Source organism: candidate division WOR-3 bacterium (assembly GCA_016926475.1).
Classification (GTDB): domain Bacteria; phylum SDB-A; class SDB-A; order SDB-A; family SDB-A; genus JAFGIG01.
On the sequence record JAFGON010000057.1, the window covers coordinates 24,990 to 41,527 of the forward strand.

The window sequence follows — 16,538 nt, forward strand, 5'->3', positions numbered from 1 at the left end:
TATGAAAATATCAGGAATACTCGGCTCCGAATGGCATTTCGGCCTTAACTGAAATCCTGTTCGGCCGTTCATCACTAAAAAAACGTAATTAAGATCAAATTTCGTTAAGCAATTCACATTGTTGAATTCGATTTAACACAGGAGAATGCAATGCATTTTTGGGACTACGTTTTAGAAACTAAATTCAAGGACGCAGAGTCGTACTGCAGAGAAAAAAACACAGAAATTGGACTCGTGGTTTCGCAGGAAAGAGACAGGTACAAAGTTTTTACAAAAAAAAATAAAATTCTCGCCGAAGTTTCCGGCAAAATGGAATATTTTGCCGTGTCCCCTCTTGATTTTCCGGCCGTCGGCGATATCGTCGTGGTTAAAACCTGCAACGGAGAAAGCAAGGGCATAATTGAAGAAATCCTGCCGAGGAAAAATTACATCTCCCGAAAAGAAGTGACAGGCAGGAAAAAAGATGAAAATATATTAAATTTCCAGGTCATTGCCTCGAATGTAGATTCAGTTTTCATCGTTCAGAGCCTGGACAGCAACTTCAGCCCGAGAAGGGTTGAGAGGTATCTCGTCGTAATAAAGGAAAGCAAAGCCAGACCAATAATCCTTTTAAGCAAAAGGGATCTTTTAAGCGAAAAAGAGGCGGAGGAGAAAATTGGTTTAATAATCAAGGAGTCTCCTGAAGTCAAAGTTTTAGCATACAGCGCTGTCGAAAACACAGGCATCAATGAAATTAAAAGCGAGATTTCGGCAGGAGATGTATTTTGCATGCTCGGCTCTTCGGGTGCGGGTAAGTCGACACTCATAAACACGCTTCTTGGACAAGACCTCCTCGAAGTGTCCGAAGTCAGATCCTACGATTCTAAGGGCAGGCACACCACTTCGAGAAGGCAGATGATGTTTATTGATGGTGGAAGCGCTCTCATCGACACCCCGGGTATGAGAGAAATTGGAATATGCGACGGCGAGTCCAGCCCTGACGAAATATTTCAGGAAATACAAAAAATTGCGGGGCAGTGTAGATTTGCCGACTGCACTCACAGGTCTGAACCAGGCTGTATGGTCAGGGCGGCTCTTGAAAACGGTTTAATAGAAAAGAAACGGTACGACAGCTATTTAAAGCTGAACAGAGAAAAGAATTTCCTCGCTAAAACGAAACCATCTGCAAGAGGGTACAAAAATGAACGGGAAAAGAAAATAGCAAAGATTTCCCGCCAGAGGAAAGATTTCTTTGGATGAAGATTAGTTTTTTTACATTTGAGCATATTTATTATAGAATTTAGTGATATATGTCACCAATTCTAACCAAAGGAGGTCCTGTGTCTCTCCAATATGATCTTTTATATTCTGAAAACGCCAAAGCTTTCAAGAAATCCGCCATCAGAGAACTTCTGAAGCTGACAGCAAAACCGAATATAATTTCTTTCGCGGGTGGGCTTCCCCACCACGACACTTTTCCGATACCTCATATTAAGGAAATCGTGACAGGCATATTGGAAAAAGAGGGAAAAAAAATCCTTCAGTATTCTACGACAGAGGGAGACCAGGGCTTGAAAGAAGAGCTTTGCAAGTGGCTGGCAAAAGACGGTGTCCAAACAACCCCTGACAAGATGTTGATAGTCAGCGCTTCACAGCAGGCTCTTGACCTTATCGCGAGAATTTTCCTCAACCCTGGAGACACTTGTATAGTGGGACTTCCAACATACCTGGGCTTCATCCAGTCCGCGGCGGCAGTCAGAGGCACCATGATAGGAATCCCTCTCGACGACGACGGAATGAAAACCGACTTTGTAGAGGAAACAATAAAAAAACTGATAAACGAAGGAAAAAAACCTAAGTTTATATACGTAATACCGGATTTTCAAAATCCTGCCGGCGTCACAATGTCACTGGAAAGGAGAAAAAAACTTCTCGAAATAGCCGAAGAATTCGAAATGATAATAATCGAAGATTCACCCTACAGAAAACTGAGATACAGTGGAAAAGCCTTGCCGTCAATTTTCGAACTGGACAACGGTAGGGGCTACGTCGTAACGCTCTACACCTTTTCCAAAATATTTCTTCCGGGGTTCAGACTCGGATGGATCATCGGTCCCAAACACGTCATAGAGAAGATGGTTTTGGCAAAGCAGGGAATGGACCTTTGCACTTCACTTTTCACACAGGCGATATCCAGAGAATACATCCGGGCTGACCTCCTTGATGAGAGAATTGAAAAGAACATAGTCCTTTACAGTAAAAAAAGAAAAAAAATGCTCGAAGCCCTTGAAAAATACATGCCGAAAATGGAAGGACTGAAATGGACAAAACCAGAGGGGGGGCTTTTCCTCTGGTTGTCACTGCCGCAGAATATCAACACCGACAGGATGTTCTACAAAGCAGTAGAAGAAAACGTAGCCTACGTGATTGGAAGCGCTTTTTACTGCGACGGAGGCGGACAAAACACCATGAGGCTGAACTTTTCATATCCTTCGGAAGAAGAAATCGATATAGGAATTCAAAGGCTGGCAAAGGTTATTGAAAAAGAAAAAGAGACGATAGACAAGGGGCTCAACAATATCTTCCCCCAGTCTCCATAAAATTATTCCAAGGGAATGACCATTCGGGAGCTCGGAATAAGTTCCCTTTTTTCTACTTGTTCGCCTTTAATGGAAATTATTATTGTTATTTTTTTTTCGTCTCTCAGAAAATTTTCATAATTCACCACGAGGGTTCCGGGGACGAAATTTCTCAAGTCTACCGACAAACTCGGCGGTGGAACCGAAGACCTTAAGACGGCGGCGTCGAAATAATTGGATTTTATGTTTATGGAAATTCTGTCGGAAGAATCAACGTTTTCAAAACGGCATGTTAAAAAACCCGGATCACTGTGGGAATTTCTGTATTTAATAGCGAAAACAAACAAAACGAGAGGCAGAATCAAGACTAAAACGCTTATAAAAATTTCTTTTTTTTTGCTCATGGTTGTTTTATATTTAACAACCTGAAAGGCAATAAATCAACTCTTATGAGTCATAAATTTTTCGACCACACCTCCGATATCGGGGTGGAATTGTTTTCAGACACTGATGAAGGATTATTTAAAGAATTAGCTCTCGTTTTGAAAGAAGTGGTTATCGGTAAAAAGAGAAATAAAACGAAGCTCGTACGCTTAGTTCACCTCGAATCATTTTCTATTGAAAACCTTTTTTTTGATTTTGCTTCAGACCTAGTATACACTGCCGACACCGAATTTTTGTTACCAGACAGATTGGGGTCTATTTCAGTCACAAAAAAATTACAAGTGTTTTGCGCTTCATGCGGAAATTGAGTTTTTTGAAATCGGACTTGATGATAAAATAAGACACTATGTCAAAGGATCAACCCCGGAAAGTCTTACTTTTAAAAAAAAACTATCACGCGAGGATAATACTTGACGTCTGACCTGGGTTTAAAACCTGTTTCTGAAAATTTGTGGGAGCTTAAAAAATCCCACGACATGAAAGTTCCTGGAAGAATTTACGCTAACAAGCGAATCATCGAAAACCTCGACGCCAATGTTCTCTTGCAGTTGGAAAACGTGTCCTGTCTTCCCGAGATTCTATTGTATTCTGTAGCTATGCCTGACGCCCACTTGGGATACGGATTCCCGATAGGAGGTGTCGCGGCTTTCCCTATGAGCGACGGCATAATATCCCCGGGAGGCATCGGATTTGACATAAACTGCGGCGTCCGGCTTTTAAAGACAGGAATATCTTCAAAAGGAATGTCTGCGAAAGTCAAAAAATTGACAGATACAATTTTTCAGAACATCCCACTCGGTCTGGGTCATGGGGCGATATACAAGCCTGATAAATCAGAGATAAAGCAAGTGCTCTCAAAAGGCGCTCGGTTCATAGTCGATTCAGGCATGGGAGAAGAACACGATCTCGCCAGATGCGAGTCAGAAGGTTTTTTTCATGAAGCCGATACTGAAGGAGTTTCTAAGAGAGCTGTCGAAAGAGGATCCTCACAGCTTGGTAGCCTCGGAGCGGGAAACCACTTTATCGAAATTGACTCCATAGAAGAAATTCAAGATCAACCCTTCGCAGATTCAGCGGGTCTTTTCCCCGGTGAAATTGTCATTCTAATCCATTCCGGCTCAAGAGGGTTGGGGCATCAGATAACGACGGAGTGGATTCAAGTTCTGGAGAAAGAAAGGCAAAAAAAGAACATCCTTCTCAAAGACAGGCAATTGTCCTACACGGAGATAAACTCAGAAAAAGGGATAAGATACATGGGAGCGATGAAGGCGGCGGGTAATTTCGCTTTCGCTAACAGGCAGTTGATGACCCACAGAATAAGGGGGATAATAAAAAAAATCTTTTCACCTTCCTGTGAAGTTGAACTTGTATACGACTGCAGCCACAACATAGCCATGGAGGAAGTATGGCGCGGCAGAAATGTTTTGGTGCACAGAAAAGGCGCCACAAGAGCCAACCCTATGCACAAAATAAAATATGGAGAAAAATATTTTCCTGCGCCTGTAATAGTGCCAGGGTCAATGGGAACTGGTTTCACCCTTTTTTCGCCGAAAGATAAATGCGAAGAAACTTTTTTTTCTCTTCCTCACGGGTCGGGAAGGCTGATGAGCCGAAAACAAGCTTGCAAAAAATTCAGGGAAAAAGAAGTCAAAAAAGAGTTGATGAAAAAGGGAATTTATGTTAAAAATAACACTTATGAAGGCGTTTCTGAAGAAGCGCCCGATGTGTATAAAGGACTTGAAGACATCGAGGAAACAGTGACAAAAGCTGGGCTAGCATCAAAAATGTTAAATGCGAACCCAATGGGAAACATCAAAGGATAAAATGGGAGGTAACAAATGAAAGAACGTAATCCAATTATGGTTCTGATTCTCGGATGCGTGACTCTCGGAATATATAACCTGATATGGTTCTGGCAGACCACTTCAGAATTAAACAGCAAAGGTGCAACAGTTCCTAATCCGATACTCATGATAATACCCATCGTCGGAATATTCTATCTTTGGAAATACTCTGAAGGTGTCGAGAAGGTGACATCGGGTGGAATGACCGGCATTGTGTCTTTTCTTCTTTTCTGGTTCGTCAACCCTGTAGGCATGTTCCTCGCCCAGCAGAAATTCAATGAGATAAAGTAAACTGGAAACAAAAATGTTTCAATATCTTTACATACTGGCCCAATCTTCAAGAAGCGATGCTCCTGAAGCGGCTGGAGCTTTTGGCGCTATGGGCATGGTATGCTGCTTTTGGATTTTCTACTTTCTGCTGATAGTCGGCTCTTACGTCTACATGTCTATGGCTCTTATGACAATAGCCAAAAAATTAGGATACACAGACAAAGCCTGGTGGGCTTGGGTCCCGATTTTGAACGTCCTTCTAATGCTCGAAATGGCTCAACAGCCGACATGGTGGATAGTCCTCATGTTTATACCATTTGTCAATATTGTGATATCGATAATGGTGTGGATGGCTATCGCTGAAGCCCGCGGAAAGCCCAGTTGGTGGGGTATTATGCTAATAGTCCCGGTCATGAATATCATTGCTCCGGGTTACATTGCTTGGTCTGAATAAAAAATCTGGAAGAGGGCGTTCTCCGCCCTCTTCTTTTTCTCAAATACAAGGAATTAAAAAGGTTTGAATGAGTTTTCGATAACAGAGAAAATTGAAAATCTTAAAAAAGAAAAGAATTTCCTCGTTCTCGCCCACAACTACCAGACCTTGGAAGTTCAAAAAGCCGCCGACTTCGTCGGAGACTCTTTTGAGCTGTGCAAAAAAGCCCAATCATCAAAAAAAGAAAATATCGCATTCTGCGGAGTCAACTTCATGGCTGAAACCGCCTCCCTGCTCAACCCCGACAAAAATGTTTTTATAAGCGAGAAGAACGCCTACTGCACAATGGCACAAATGCTAAGTGAAGAAGAACTGGTATCTATAAAAGAAAAACACCCCCGAGTTCCTGTAGTCTGCTACATAAACTCAACAGTCGGTGTAAAAGCATTAAGTGATGTGGTCTGCACAAGTTCAAACGCGGTAAAAATAGTCAGAAAATTAGGGGCAAAACAGATAATATTTGTTCCGGATAAGAATCTTGGCAGCTATGTCGCGGGCATTTTAAAAGATATCCATGTTTTTACCCTCAACGCTTTCTGTTATGTCCATCATGAAATCTATCCAGAAGACATACAAAAAGAAAAAAAACGGCACCCCGCAGCCCTATCCCTTTGTCATCCGGAATGCCAGAAAGAATTGCTCTCAAACTGCGATTTTGTGGGATCAACCTCTCAAATAATCGATTATGTATCCAAAAGCGAAAAAAAAGAATTTATTGTTTCTACAGAAGAAGGCCTTTTGGACAGGCTGAGAAATGATTATCCGGAAAAGCTGATTTTCTCAGCTTCATTGCCCAGGGTTTGCTACGGAATGAAAAAAACAGATCTACAATCGCTTTTAGCCCTGCTTGAAAATCCTGCCGAACCTCTGAAAATTCCTCTGCAAATCGCGGAGAAAGCAAGAAAATCTGTTCAGAGAATGATGGAATTGTCTCAATAAATGGAAGAAAAAGGAGTTATAAGACAGGTGCTCGGAGACAGGTTGTATTATGTCACCCTTTACATAAACCCTGAAAATTGCAGGCACTGTTCAGCTCATTCATCTTGCATGATAAGCAAAACTCAGGATTTAAAGCTCCCGGGACCTCCCGGCCTTAAAGAAGGGCAGCAAGTGACGGTTTATTTTCCTTCTCTGTCCAAAGCCCTAAAATATTTCATACTGTTCGGTTCTCCACTCACGATTTTCTTTATCGCTTTTTTCTTTTTAAGCAATTTTCATTTCACCGAATTAACGGCTTTAGCATTTTCATCTTCTTTCGCGGCGGTTGATTTCATCTCAATGCTTTTCCTGTTAAAGAAAATTGAAAAAAACTATACTGATAGAATTGAAATTAAACCCGAGAAATGAAAGGACAACGCTGGAATGTCGATGACAATAGAGGTTCCTTCAGCCGGTGAATTGACCCTGCTTGAAAACCCTGTCCGGAAAAGAGATTATCTCGTAGAAATTGAAGCTTTAGAATTTACGTCTCTTTGCCCGATGACAGGTCAACCAGATTACGCAGCTATCATCATATCCTATATACCCGATAAGCTGATTTTTGAACTAAAATCCCTAAAACTCTATCTTCAAACTTTTCGAAACAAACTTTTAACCCACGAAGAAGCCATCAACGAAATTTTCGATAAAATCGAAGAATCCGTTAAACCTAAAAAGATTTCTGTCAAAGGACAATTTTCTGTCAGAGGCGGAATCAAAACAACAGTGATTGCTGAATCTCCAGATTCAAGGAGGAACTTGTGACAGAGCGAATATATCCTAAACATAGAATGTTCAAAACCACGCCATGGCAGATATGGGCTTTGGGATGGCGTTTTGTGTTTTTTTGTTATTTTTTCGCCACTGCATCTTTGTTTCTGGGGTTAGGGGTTTCTTCGATATGGCTTGCCATACTTTTGCCGGCTGCTGCCTTTTACCACGTCCTGGGTTCAAGCCTTTGGAATGGAAAAAAATGGACGAGGAAAACAGCCTTAGCCGAACATGTAATTGTCGGATCATCGGAAATTGCCCTGGTGGTAATTCTCTTCCTAAAAACACCCCACACACCTGGTTGGAAAAATTTTTCATTTCTTGCGTTGAAAATAGCCGCTGTAGATATTTTGATTAGAGTCGTTTCTTTCAGCTATCTAATCAAAAACAAAAATTTTCCGAATTTAAAAACTACCTGATCCTCAGACATGTATGAAGGATATCCGCCTCATCCTTAAAAGTCAGAGTGTCTGAGAATATTCTGATATCGTGTATCCTGATAATTTCATCGTCTGTCTTAATCGTCATCGTATTGCCATAATTTAGCGTGAATACCCCCTGTATTGTGTCATGCTCGTTTCGTGATATAAGCTTAACCGAATCGTCATCTGAAAACTGGAGGTATATCTGATCCTCCGCCCAAAGACCGTACAATGCGTCGTTGGAAAGCGTGCTGTCAGGTTCAATTTTTTCCGTGCCCACTACAACCAGAGTTCTCAGATTGCTGTCGCAGAGATGAACTTCAACCGGACTGCCGAAAAATACGTAGGATGATATTTCTTCAGCCATAAGCCTGCATGTTTCAATGTATTCTGAGTCTTCGTCGTATCCTTGCTTGACTGGAAACCTGACCTGGTATATTCCCGCTATTTTCAATACCTGAACTGTTTTTTCGTTTGTATTCTTGTCGAACCAACCCGCTTCTTGAAAATACTTGCCTATGGAGTGCGCTTCCTCTTCAGTTACAGGAGATTTGTAGTATAGCGCACTGCCGTTTTCATATGTGATTTTTGTGCCCCATGAGTTTTCAAAACTGCCGAGAGCCAGTAGAAAGAAAACAACAATTCCTACAACAGAAAATATTATTTTACGGAAATTTCTTTTCATTGTCGTTTTTCCTTTCTGAAAGGGTAAATTGTTATAAGAGGAAAGGCGGAAAAGACCGCTGTGAAAGCGAGATCAGCACCGTCGAATGTCCCGGGAAAAGCTCCGGTCAACTGAAGCAGTTCTGAAGATAAACCTATGGCAGGTCCTAAAAGAAACCAGAAAATCGCTCCTCTTGAATTCTTCCATACGAGCAAGAGATAAGCTGTAAGAGAATAAATCCAAAGTGCGTTAGGAAGGCAAAACACGACCCAGTAAGGGCATTCATAACTTTGTAAAGGAGAAAACGTTCTCATGTTTTTGACGAATAATCCCAGATTCATGCTCTCAAACCATTGAAACATCTTCAAATTCTCAGTTCTGAATAAGATGTATATTGCGCCGCCTATAAACAGGGGGATAATGATATGCCCGGAGAATAGAATCAATTTATGTAGTGTATTTTTCATAGCGCACCTTTCAAACAATATAATTCTAAACATTTCCAGTCAATCAAATCAAACAAAACTTAAAAAATATTTTACGGCGTCCCTCACTCCTTCGCTGGAAGAATTTTCGTATTTTTTTGCCAGAGGAACGCCTCTTTTTTCCTTCTGATAGGCCAGGACCAAAAATGCGTTTCTGACAAGAGCGTTTTCTCTCAACCAACGAGCGTTTAGCTGGGAACCAGAGAAGCAAAGCTTTCTATATTCAACTGGATTTTCAAGAAAATCGAGTACTTTTACCTTTCCACCAATCCAGCCCTTTGAAGGTCTGTGGATGGAAGGCGGAGCTTTAATGTTTAAAACACAACTATCCTGACAGTCATCGCATCCGTAAAACCTGTCCTTCCACACTTTCTTTATATTTTCCGGAATTACCGTGTCTCTCTGTGAAAGTTCTTGAATGCATTTTGTTCTGTCCAGGTTCACAGCGCCCTCCGTTCCTTGGCTTTTAATACATTTTGTGGGGCATTTTTGCAGGCAATTATCGCAGTCCAGGCAGAGGTTTTCGGGTATTACCGATAGCGGCAGTTCGGATTCAGTTAAAAACAATCCGATTACGACTCGCGTTCCATAAACCCCGTTGACCAGAAGGCCATTTTTCCCCTTAAATCCGAGTCCCGCTCTGTAGGCGTAAAGCTTTTCATCGAGAGGTCCGTTGCTGAAAGATTTTGAAACTCTATCTCCTGTCACTCGCGAATAAATCTCCGATATCATCCTCAATTTTTGTTTTAAAAGGTCGTAATAATTTCCCCAGGCGTATTTGGCGATTCTGCCTTCTCCGCCTATTAATTCAATTTTCTCTTTTGTGTCGTAGGACAGGATTCCCACCACCAAGCTTTTTGCCCATTCCTTGACTAGAAGAGGATTGTGAAACTTATCACTTGGCAGATATTGGCCGTCGTACAAAATTTTTGCACAGAAACCCTCCTCTACAGGGTCAGCGCCGGTAAAACCAATCCCGTCGAGATTTACGTCTTGGGCGAGTTTTTTTAGAAAATCGGCTTTGCTGTCTTTTGTTAGACATTTATTTTGGGTCATAGGCTTGTCTTTACCGATACCGTCTTTATTCCCTTTATCGAGCTCTCTTCGACCGTCATGGTCAAATCACCTAACTTGAAGACTTCTCCGGGGGAAGGGATATTCCTGTTGACATCGAGAATAAAACTCGCGATCGTATAATCACCAATGTAGTAATTTGACGGTATTTCCACACCGTACAGGTCCGAAATAAGCCTAAGCCTTGTATCCGCTTTGAATATGAAGTTGCCCCATTCGTCTCGGTCCGTCACGAAAGGATTTTTTTCGTTGAGGTAAAAAATATTCGCAAACCTGACTATTATGTCAATTCTTGTCAGTATTCCAGTAACCTGTCCGTACTCGTCAACACAAACAGTTAAATCATCCGCCATTTCTGAGAAAATCTCCAGGGCTTTGATAAAAGAAGCTCTGTCGTAAATGAAAACAGGTTCTCTCGGTTTTCGGGACTTCTTTTTTATCGTATCTCTTATGTAATAAACTCCTTTGACATCGTCGACACTCTCGCCAATGGCAACTATTTTTGAATGTCCCGTTTTCCTGAAAGCCTCAAGAGCTCCTTCAAAGCCGTTTTCCACTTTGCAGAAAACTGTTTCTTTTCTCGGCCGCATCACCGAAAAGACTTTCAGTCTTTCCAAAGACCCGACTCCCTCTTCGAGAATTCTCGCATGGGGCGTAAGCATGCCTCCTTTTGAAAAATCTTTCAGGGCGTCGTCCAAATCCGAAATCCTGGTGTCTTGAGCTTCCTTTATTCCGATGGTGTTTAAAATCGCTGAAGAGACTCTCTGAAAAGACATCGACAACGGTTTAAATAAAAAAGACGATAATCCTATGAAGGGAGACAAAAACAAAAATGAGGAATTCGCGTTCAATTTACTTATTGCTTTGGGGATTATCTCGCCAATGAGCAAAATCAAGACAAAATCTGTTATCACTGAATAAAAAGCGTTGTGATTTTCAAAAAACGAGTCGAATAGATTTTCAGTCAAAGTGCTCATCGCAACAACGCAGATGTTTGTTCCGACCAAAATTACGGAGAGATTTTCTTCTATTCTCGACATCAGTTTCATGGCAATTTTTTTGTTTCTTGATTTGCATCCCGCTATTTTCTCCGGTCTCGCTCCAACAAGCGCCAGCTCTGAGGAGGTGTAAGACGCCAAGAGAAGCAGAAAAAACGAAATGATAAGGATATACACGGCAAACATTATTATTTGTCCTTGAAAACCGAAACTTTTAATACTTTGTTTTTTTTCACCTCTTCAACCCTGATAATCCAATCTCCTAGCCTGACCCTATCTTTTTTGCTTGGCATTGTCTTTATGTTCTCGAGGATGTATTTTCCAACAGTCATATCGGAAATTTCCGGGTCCAGGTAAAAACCAAGAGACTCCGACAGTTCTCTCAGAGTGCATTCTGCGTCGATTCCAGATCCTCTTTGGTGAGGTTTACTATTTTTCCTCTTGTGGCTCTTATCACCCAAAAGGTATCCGAGTATGTCATCTTCTGTCACTATGCCCGCAGTCTGTCCGTATTCATCTTTGACAACCAAAAAAACATCGCCAACATTTTTCAAATCGTCAATTATCTTGGTAAGTTTTGCGGATTTCGGCACGAAAACAACTGAATCGAGATATTTATCCATTCGATCAGAGTCTTTCAACCCTTGAGCTATGCATTTGGACAAACTGAGGGTTCCGGCAATATCGTCGAAATTTTTATCGAATACCAGAGCTGTTTTCACTGTCGTTTCTTCAAAAAGCGCTTTCGCTTCCTTCCAGGTTGAAAATTTCTCGAGAAAAGGGATCTGATGCCTGGTCCGCATTATGTCTTTTGCTTCTGTCTGACCGAGAGCTATCAGCGAATAAGTCAGTTTCCATTTAACCGAATTCCTTTCAGAATTCCTTACTTTATGGAGTAAATACATTACTTCTGACGGCGCGAGAATTTCATTTTGCCGGTTTTTCAAAACCATCAACAGGAAAAGTTCCAGGGGCTTGATGAAAGGATAAAGAGTGAAGCTGAGAAAATATATGTAAGGACTAATGGCTAGTGCAATGGGCAGTGTCCTTCTGATGGCTAAAAGCTTAGGCCCAAATTCACCGAAAATCAGAAGAAGGGAGGTCACCACGGTAATGTTTATCAGCACCGCGATAGCGTCTCCAGCAGTTTTACCCATAAGAGAGAGAAGTATTTTAAAAGCCAGTACTGATAAAATTACATTGACGACAGTGTTGCTGAAAAGCAGGAGCGGGAGCGTGAAGTTGGGTTTGTTGTAGAGCTTTTGGAGAGCTTTTCCTCTGAAACCCGAATTCCGGCAGGAATTAACTGCATAAGAGGGAAGTGAAAATATTGCGGTTTCAGACGCGGAAAACGAAGCGGATAAAAATAAAAGTATCGCGCAAAATATCAAATAGAGCAAAGTCGGTTTTCCGTTTTAAGCTTTCTCAGAATTTCTTCCTGAACTGTCCACATTTTGACCTTTTTTTGGCTTGTGTGATCTTCAAAACCCAAAAGGTGCAGAAAACCATGGATTATCACCCTCGTCAATTCTTCTTCAAAACGGATCCTGAGCAGATTAGCGTTTTCCATGACTTTTTCAGGGCATATTATCATGTCGCCGAGATAATCCCGGTCGGAACCCGGGAATGAAATCACATCCGTGACGTATCTTTTCTTCCTGTACTTCGAATTGTAGTCTCTTATCTCATTTTTGCCGACGAAAACTATGCTCAGGGCAGGATTTTTTATGGACAATAATGAAGATATATCAAGTATTGTCTTCTTGACAGGATTCGTTTTCTTTTGGTTCTTCGTGATTATTTTTATTGAGTTCTTCATCGTTTTTTTGATCAGATGGGTATTGAACCCTCCTGTGATATATGCTTGTCATGTGTTTCAAAAAAACTTCTTCAATCTGATATATCTCACGCAACGACATTTCAGACTCTTTCAGTTGACCATCTGTTATTCTGCGTTCGAATATGGATCTTATTTTATCCCTCAGTTCTTCTTCCGATGGATTTTTAAGGCTTCTGCAAGAAGCTTCGATGCTGTCTGCGAGCATGACAATTGAAGCTTCTTTGCTTTTCGGCAGAGGACCTCTGTACCTGAATTCATTTTCATCTATTTCAGGTCCCCCCATTGTTTTTGCCATTTCAGCCTTGTGCAAAAAAACCTCCATAATATTTGTTCCGTGGTGAGTCTGAATGAACTCGATTATTTCCATGGGCAATTTGTGTTTTTTTGCGAGAACTATTCCATCGTCGACATGGTTTCTCAGCAACCTCGCGCTTTCCTTGGGCGAAATGCTGTCGTGAATGTTTTTGCCCTCCATGGGCTGATTTTCTATGAAATTTTCCGGATGCTCTATTTTACCAATATCATGATAAAGAGAGCCCACTTTGGCCAGAACAGGATTTGCGCCTATAGCTTTTGCCGCTGCTTCAGCTATGTCGCCGACGATAATTGAATGATACTTTGTACCCTGTGCTTCTCTTGCCATCTTATACAGTAGAGGTTGACTGTCGAGAGCGAGTTCCAGAAGTTTCATGTCCGTGACGACATTGAATATCCTCTCAAAAAGTGAAATAAGCCCCAGGGCGAAAAACACCGATATAATGGAGTTGATGAAAGAGACCAACAGCAAATTCATCAAAACCCTGGCAGGAAAGTTTCCTGACATGTAAAGGGAAATTGAGATAATTGACAAACTGGTGAACATCGCCATCAAAACAGTATAGAAATTCGCCCTTCTGTGGATTTTTCTCGATACCGCTATAGCAGCAGCGCTGCCGGTGAAAAGGAACAAAAACAGGTTTAGGGAATAATTCCAGTAAACCGCTGCGACTGAAGATAAAATCAATACTGCGATGACTCCTTCGGTTGGACCCACCAAAAGCACGAGTAACAATCCGCCTAAAGCGACTGGAGAAAGGGCGATTAGGTTTTCCACAAAACTTTCTGAAGGAAAATTTAACGGAGATCCAGCCCCGGAAGAGCTCAAATACCTTATGAGAACACACGTCGCAATTGAAGTTAACAATACAATCAGCAAAAACAAAAGCATTTTCGATTTGGTCTTCCATGTTCTTAGGCACAAGAAAGAAAGGAAAATAAACGAAAGAAAAAATATCATCCCGACAGCGGTCATTCTTCCCAAAAATTCTTTAATGCTGTGTTTGGTTTTACCCAAAAGGTTTATTATTTGCGGGTCTTCCTCGCCGACAAATTTTATCAACGAAACTATTTTTATGGAATCTTCTATTGTAATCTGCTGGTTCTGTCTCAATATTTCAGCACCTTTGCTCACTTTTTCATCAGTGTATGGGTCTATAGACCTTAGGGCAGAATCTGTTTTGGCGTTTGTCCAATTTCTGTCGAAGAATAAATTCACTTCTGCGATCTTTCTGAGCGCGTTCCTCAGCAAAAGAGTGTCTTCTTTTCTGTAAGCGGAATAGGTCAATATCGCGTCACTTAATTGGTCTACACTGTAAAGAATCGAAGACTGAGGTCGTTGAATCTGGTTTAAACCGTCGAGGTCTATAATTATGGCTGTCTTTTGACGGTTTTGGGTGAAAGGTTCTGAAATTCCGATAGACACTATCGTGTCTATCAATTCGTTCAAGGATTTTGAAATGTCGAGAATATTTTTTGAGTCAAGCGTCCAGAGAATGCTGTCCAACTGGTTTTTCGTGATTTCTCGGGGTTGAAGCCATTCATAAAGAGACGACAACACCCTTTCACGGAAATAAGGCGGCTGGAAGTTTCCAAACGAATCCAACTCAAAGTACTTATTGCTGCAAGAGTCGAGAAAAGTCATGAAAGAGTCTTTTCTCGACAGGCAGTTCCTGTATATGTCGGTTTTTTTCAAAACCGGCGTGATCGAATCCCTGACAAAAATCGATTCAGCAGAAAGGCTTTCCGAAGATTTGAGTATTTTAAAATCCACCGGAGACAATATAGTCCTGTCGGACACCTCTCCGGGAATGAAAGTCAGGGATTTACGGGAAGGCGGGTGCGAAACAAGTTCCGCAACGATGATGACGAAAACAATCGACAGAAACCTCCATGCCAAGCCAACTATGTCGCCTTTATTGATTTTCATTGAATCCTTCGTATGCTTTGATGATCTCCTTGACCAACCTGTGTCTCACGACGTCCTTACTCGTCAATTGGATAATCCCGATTCCGTCAATGTTGCCCAAAAGCTTCCTGATTTCTACAAGGCCAGGTTTTCCGGTTATCAAATCGCTCTGAGTTATATCTCCACAGACGACCGTTTTAGAGCTTCTTCCCAGCCTGGTCAAAAACATCTTCAGCTGGGGGTGCGTGGTGTTTTGAGCTTCGTCGAGAATTATAAAGGCTTCGTTCAAAGTCCTGCCCCTCATGAAAGCGAGCGGAGCGACTTCAATTATTCCGAAATCAATGTATTTTTTCATTTTTTCTTTAGAAAGAGTCATCTCAAGAGAATCGTACAACGGTCTTAAATAGGGTTGAACCTTTTCAATTAAATCACCCGGGAGGTACCCTAAATTTTCTCCCGCTTCAACTGCCGGTCGAGTGAGAATTATTTTTTTTATCTTGTTTTCAACCATCATCTCAACCGCTTTTGCGACAGCGAGAAATGTTTTCCCTGTCCCTGCAGGTCCAATGCAAATCGTCAATTCATTTTTTTCTATCTCGCCAATATACAGTTTTTGCCCGTTGCTTCGGGGGAAAATTTTCATACAGGGAGTGTTTATGACGGTTTTTTGCTGACCGTCGGAGAAACCTCCGTTCTCAACAAAATCCAAAAAATCTTTTTCGTCCTTCAAAAAACCTTCTTCAATTAAATTTATCAACTCTTTGACAGCTTTGGATGCGTGCTCAAGAGTCTTTTCTTCCCCTCTGATGATTACCTTTTCACCTTTCAAGAAAAATTTACAGTCGAACTTCGACCTTAAAATTCTAAGATGGTCGTCTCTTGGTCCGACAAAATTCAAGACCCATTCATTTGGGAGATATATTGAAGTCTCTGCCATATCAAAAAAGGGGAGATCGCTCTCCCCTTTATAGTATCCAACTCAGAAAAACGATTACTGACCGACCTGAGTCCTGTACCTTTCCCAAACTGTGGGATCTTGGTTGAGTTTGAACTGCTGCTTGGGAAGGATGAGATCAGGATTAGGACCTATGACGGTTTTGTTGTCGTCATAGATCATTTTCCAGAGATACCATCTCTGACCCCTGGGCTCATACTGCCTTTTAGCAATCCACCACAGACAGTCGCCTTCTTTTACTATGTATGTGACGTAATCAGGCGTTCTCGTGAGTTCCGCGATCTGCCTGTTAAGTTCACTTTTTCTCGCCAGAAGTTGATCGACCTCAGCCTGAAGCTGATCGACTTCCGCTTTAAGATTGTCGACTATCGGACGGTTGTCGGTTACACACTGTTCGTACTCTTTGATCTTTGCCAGAGCCTGTTCTTCTGTCAGCGTCTCTTCCGCGAACATTGCTGAAACAGCGAAAAGGCCGATAAAGAGAGCGAGGATTAGTTTCGTATATTTCATCTCTTACC

At 41.6% G+C, this 16,538-nt stretch carries 20 protein-coding genes; 10 read left to right on the forward strand and 10 right to left on the reverse strand.

Annotation, left to right across the window (positions count from 1 at the left end; translation table 11 throughout):
* Positions 1–150: 150 nt before the first annotated feature.
* Entirely contained in the window at positions 151–1,239 is a 1,089-nt protein-coding gene (gene rsgA, locus JXA84_05890; protein ID MBN1150733.1) for a ribosome small subunit-dependent GTPase A, read from the forward strand.
* Positions 1,240–1,289: 50 nt separating this feature from the next.
* Positions 1,290–2,579, forward strand: coding sequence for a PLP-dependent aminotransferase family protein (locus JXA84_05895; GenBank protein ID MBN1150734.1), 1,290 nt, complete (start codon positions 1,290–1,292; stop codon positions 2,577–2,579).
* A gap of 2 nt (positions 2,580–2,581) precedes the next feature.
* On the opposite strand, the gene JXA84_05900 is transcribed toward JXA84_05895, so the two are convergent.
* Positions 2,582–2,962: a hypothetical protein gene (locus JXA84_05900; protein MBN1150735.1), complete on the reverse strand. Its 381-nt coding sequence runs from the start codon at positions 2,960–2,962 to the stop codon at positions 2,582–2,584.
* Positions 2,963–3,007: 45 nt separating this feature from the next.
* Here JXA84_05900 and JXA84_05905 point away from each other — a divergent pair, with 45 nt between their 5' ends.
* The 8 genes from JXA84_05905 to JXA84_05940 all read left to right on the forward strand — a co-directional run bounded on the left by JXA84_05905 (position 3,008) and on the right by JXA84_05940 (position 7,777).
* The gene (locus tag JXA84_05905; protein ID MBN1150736.1) at positions 3,008–3,310 is read left to right on the forward strand and encodes an archease; all 303 of its coding nucleotides are present in this window, start codon (positions 3,008–3,010) and stop codon (positions 3,308–3,310) included.
* Between the two features lie 102 nt (positions 3,311–3,412).
* A complete protein-coding gene (locus JXA84_05910; GenBank protein MBN1150737.1) occupies positions 3,413–4,825 on the forward strand; it encodes an RtcB family protein in 1,413 nt (470 codons plus the stop codon).
* Positions 4,826–4,840: 15 nt separating this feature from the next.
* On the forward strand, positions 4,841–5,137 hold the full coding sequence (locus JXA84_05915) for a DUF4234 domain-containing protein (protein MBN1150738.1): 297 nt from the start codon (positions 4,841–4,843) through the stop codon (positions 5,135–5,137).
* A gap of 13 nt (positions 5,138–5,150) precedes the next feature.
* Entirely contained in the window at positions 5,151–5,570 is a 420-nt protein-coding gene (locus JXA84_05920) for a hypothetical protein (protein ID MBN1150739.1), read from the forward strand.
* Positions 5,571–5,633: 63 nt separating this feature from the next.
* Positions 5,634–6,548: a quinolinate synthase NadA gene (gene nadA / locus JXA84_05925; GenBank protein MBN1150740.1), complete on the forward strand. Its 915-nt coding sequence runs from the start codon at positions 5,634–5,636 to the stop codon at positions 6,546–6,548.
* Positions 6,549–6,956: a SoxR reducing system RseC family protein gene (locus tag JXA84_05930; protein ID MBN1150741.1), complete on the forward strand. Its 408-nt coding sequence runs from the start codon at positions 6,549–6,551 to the stop codon at positions 6,954–6,956.
* A 21-nt stretch (positions 6,957–6,977) separates the two neighbouring features.
* Entirely contained in the window at positions 6,978–7,352 is a 375-nt protein-coding gene (gene queF / locus JXA84_05935; GenBank protein ID MBN1150742.1) for an NADPH-dependent 7-cyano-7-deazaguanine reductase QueF, read from the forward strand.
* Positions 7,349–7,777, forward strand: coding sequence for a hypothetical protein (locus JXA84_05940; protein MBN1150743.1), 429 nt, complete (start codon positions 7,349–7,351; stop codon positions 7,775–7,777). Before queF ends, JXA84_05940 begins: the two co-directional genes overlap by 4 nt.
* Here the strand turns inward: JXA84_05940 and JXA84_05945 are convergent.
* From JXA84_05945 to JXA84_05985, 9 genes are read right to left on the reverse strand one after another with little or no spacing between them, the layout of a single operon-like run.
* Positions 7,770–8,465: a hypothetical protein gene (locus JXA84_05945; protein MBN1150744.1), complete on the reverse strand. Its 696-nt coding sequence runs from the start codon at positions 8,463–8,465 to the stop codon at positions 7,770–7,772. The two genes, JXA84_05940 and JXA84_05945, sit on opposite strands and share 8 nt — an antisense overlap.
* Complete coding sequence (locus JXA84_05950; GenBank protein ID MBN1150745.1) at positions 8,462–8,944, reverse strand: hypothetical protein; 483 nt, start codon at positions 8,942–8,944, stop codon at positions 8,462–8,464. Before JXA84_05950 ends, JXA84_05945 begins: the two co-directional genes overlap by 4 nt.
* Positions 8,945–8,959: 15 nt before the next feature.
* A complete protein-coding gene (locus JXA84_05955; protein ID MBN1150746.1) occupies positions 8,960–9,985 on the reverse strand; it encodes an epoxyqueuosine reductase in 1,026 nt (341 codons plus the stop codon).
* Complete coding sequence (locus JXA84_05960; protein MBN1150747.1) at positions 9,982–11,187, reverse strand: DUF21 domain-containing protein; 1,206 nt, start codon at positions 11,185–11,187, stop codon at positions 9,982–9,984. Before JXA84_05960 ends, JXA84_05955 begins: the two co-directional genes overlap by 4 nt.
* A 2-nt stretch (positions 11,188–11,189) precedes the next feature.
* Positions 11,190–12,401, reverse strand: coding sequence for a DUF21 domain-containing protein (locus tag JXA84_05965; protein ID MBN1150748.1), 1,212 nt, complete (start codon positions 12,399–12,401; stop codon positions 11,190–11,192).
* The gene (ybeY, locus tag JXA84_05970; GenBank protein MBN1150749.1) at positions 12,389–12,736 is read right to left on the reverse strand and encodes an rRNA maturation RNase YbeY; all 348 of its coding nucleotides are present in this window, start codon (positions 12,734–12,736) and stop codon (positions 12,389–12,391) included. The genes JXA84_05965 and ybeY overlap by 13 nt, the downstream gene beginning before the upstream one ends.
* A 13-nt stretch (positions 12,737–12,749) precedes the next feature.
* Complete coding sequence (locus JXA84_05975; protein ID MBN1150750.1) at positions 12,750–15,086, reverse strand: HDIG domain-containing protein; 2,337 nt, start codon at positions 15,084–15,086, stop codon at positions 12,750–12,752.
* On the reverse strand, positions 15,073–16,002 hold the full coding sequence (locus JXA84_05980; protein ID MBN1150751.1) for a PhoH family protein: 930 nt from the start codon (positions 16,000–16,002) through the stop codon (positions 15,073–15,075). The genes JXA84_05975 and JXA84_05980 overlap by 14 nt, the downstream gene beginning before the upstream one ends.
* A 54-nt stretch (positions 16,003–16,056) precedes the next feature.
* Positions 16,057–16,530 carry a hypothetical protein gene (locus JXA84_05985; protein ID MBN1150752.1) on the reverse strand — a complete coding sequence of 158 codons (474 nt, stop codon included), beginning with the start codon at positions 16,528–16,530 and terminating at the stop codon, positions 16,057–16,059.
* Positions 16,531–16,538 lie beyond the last annotated feature (8 nt).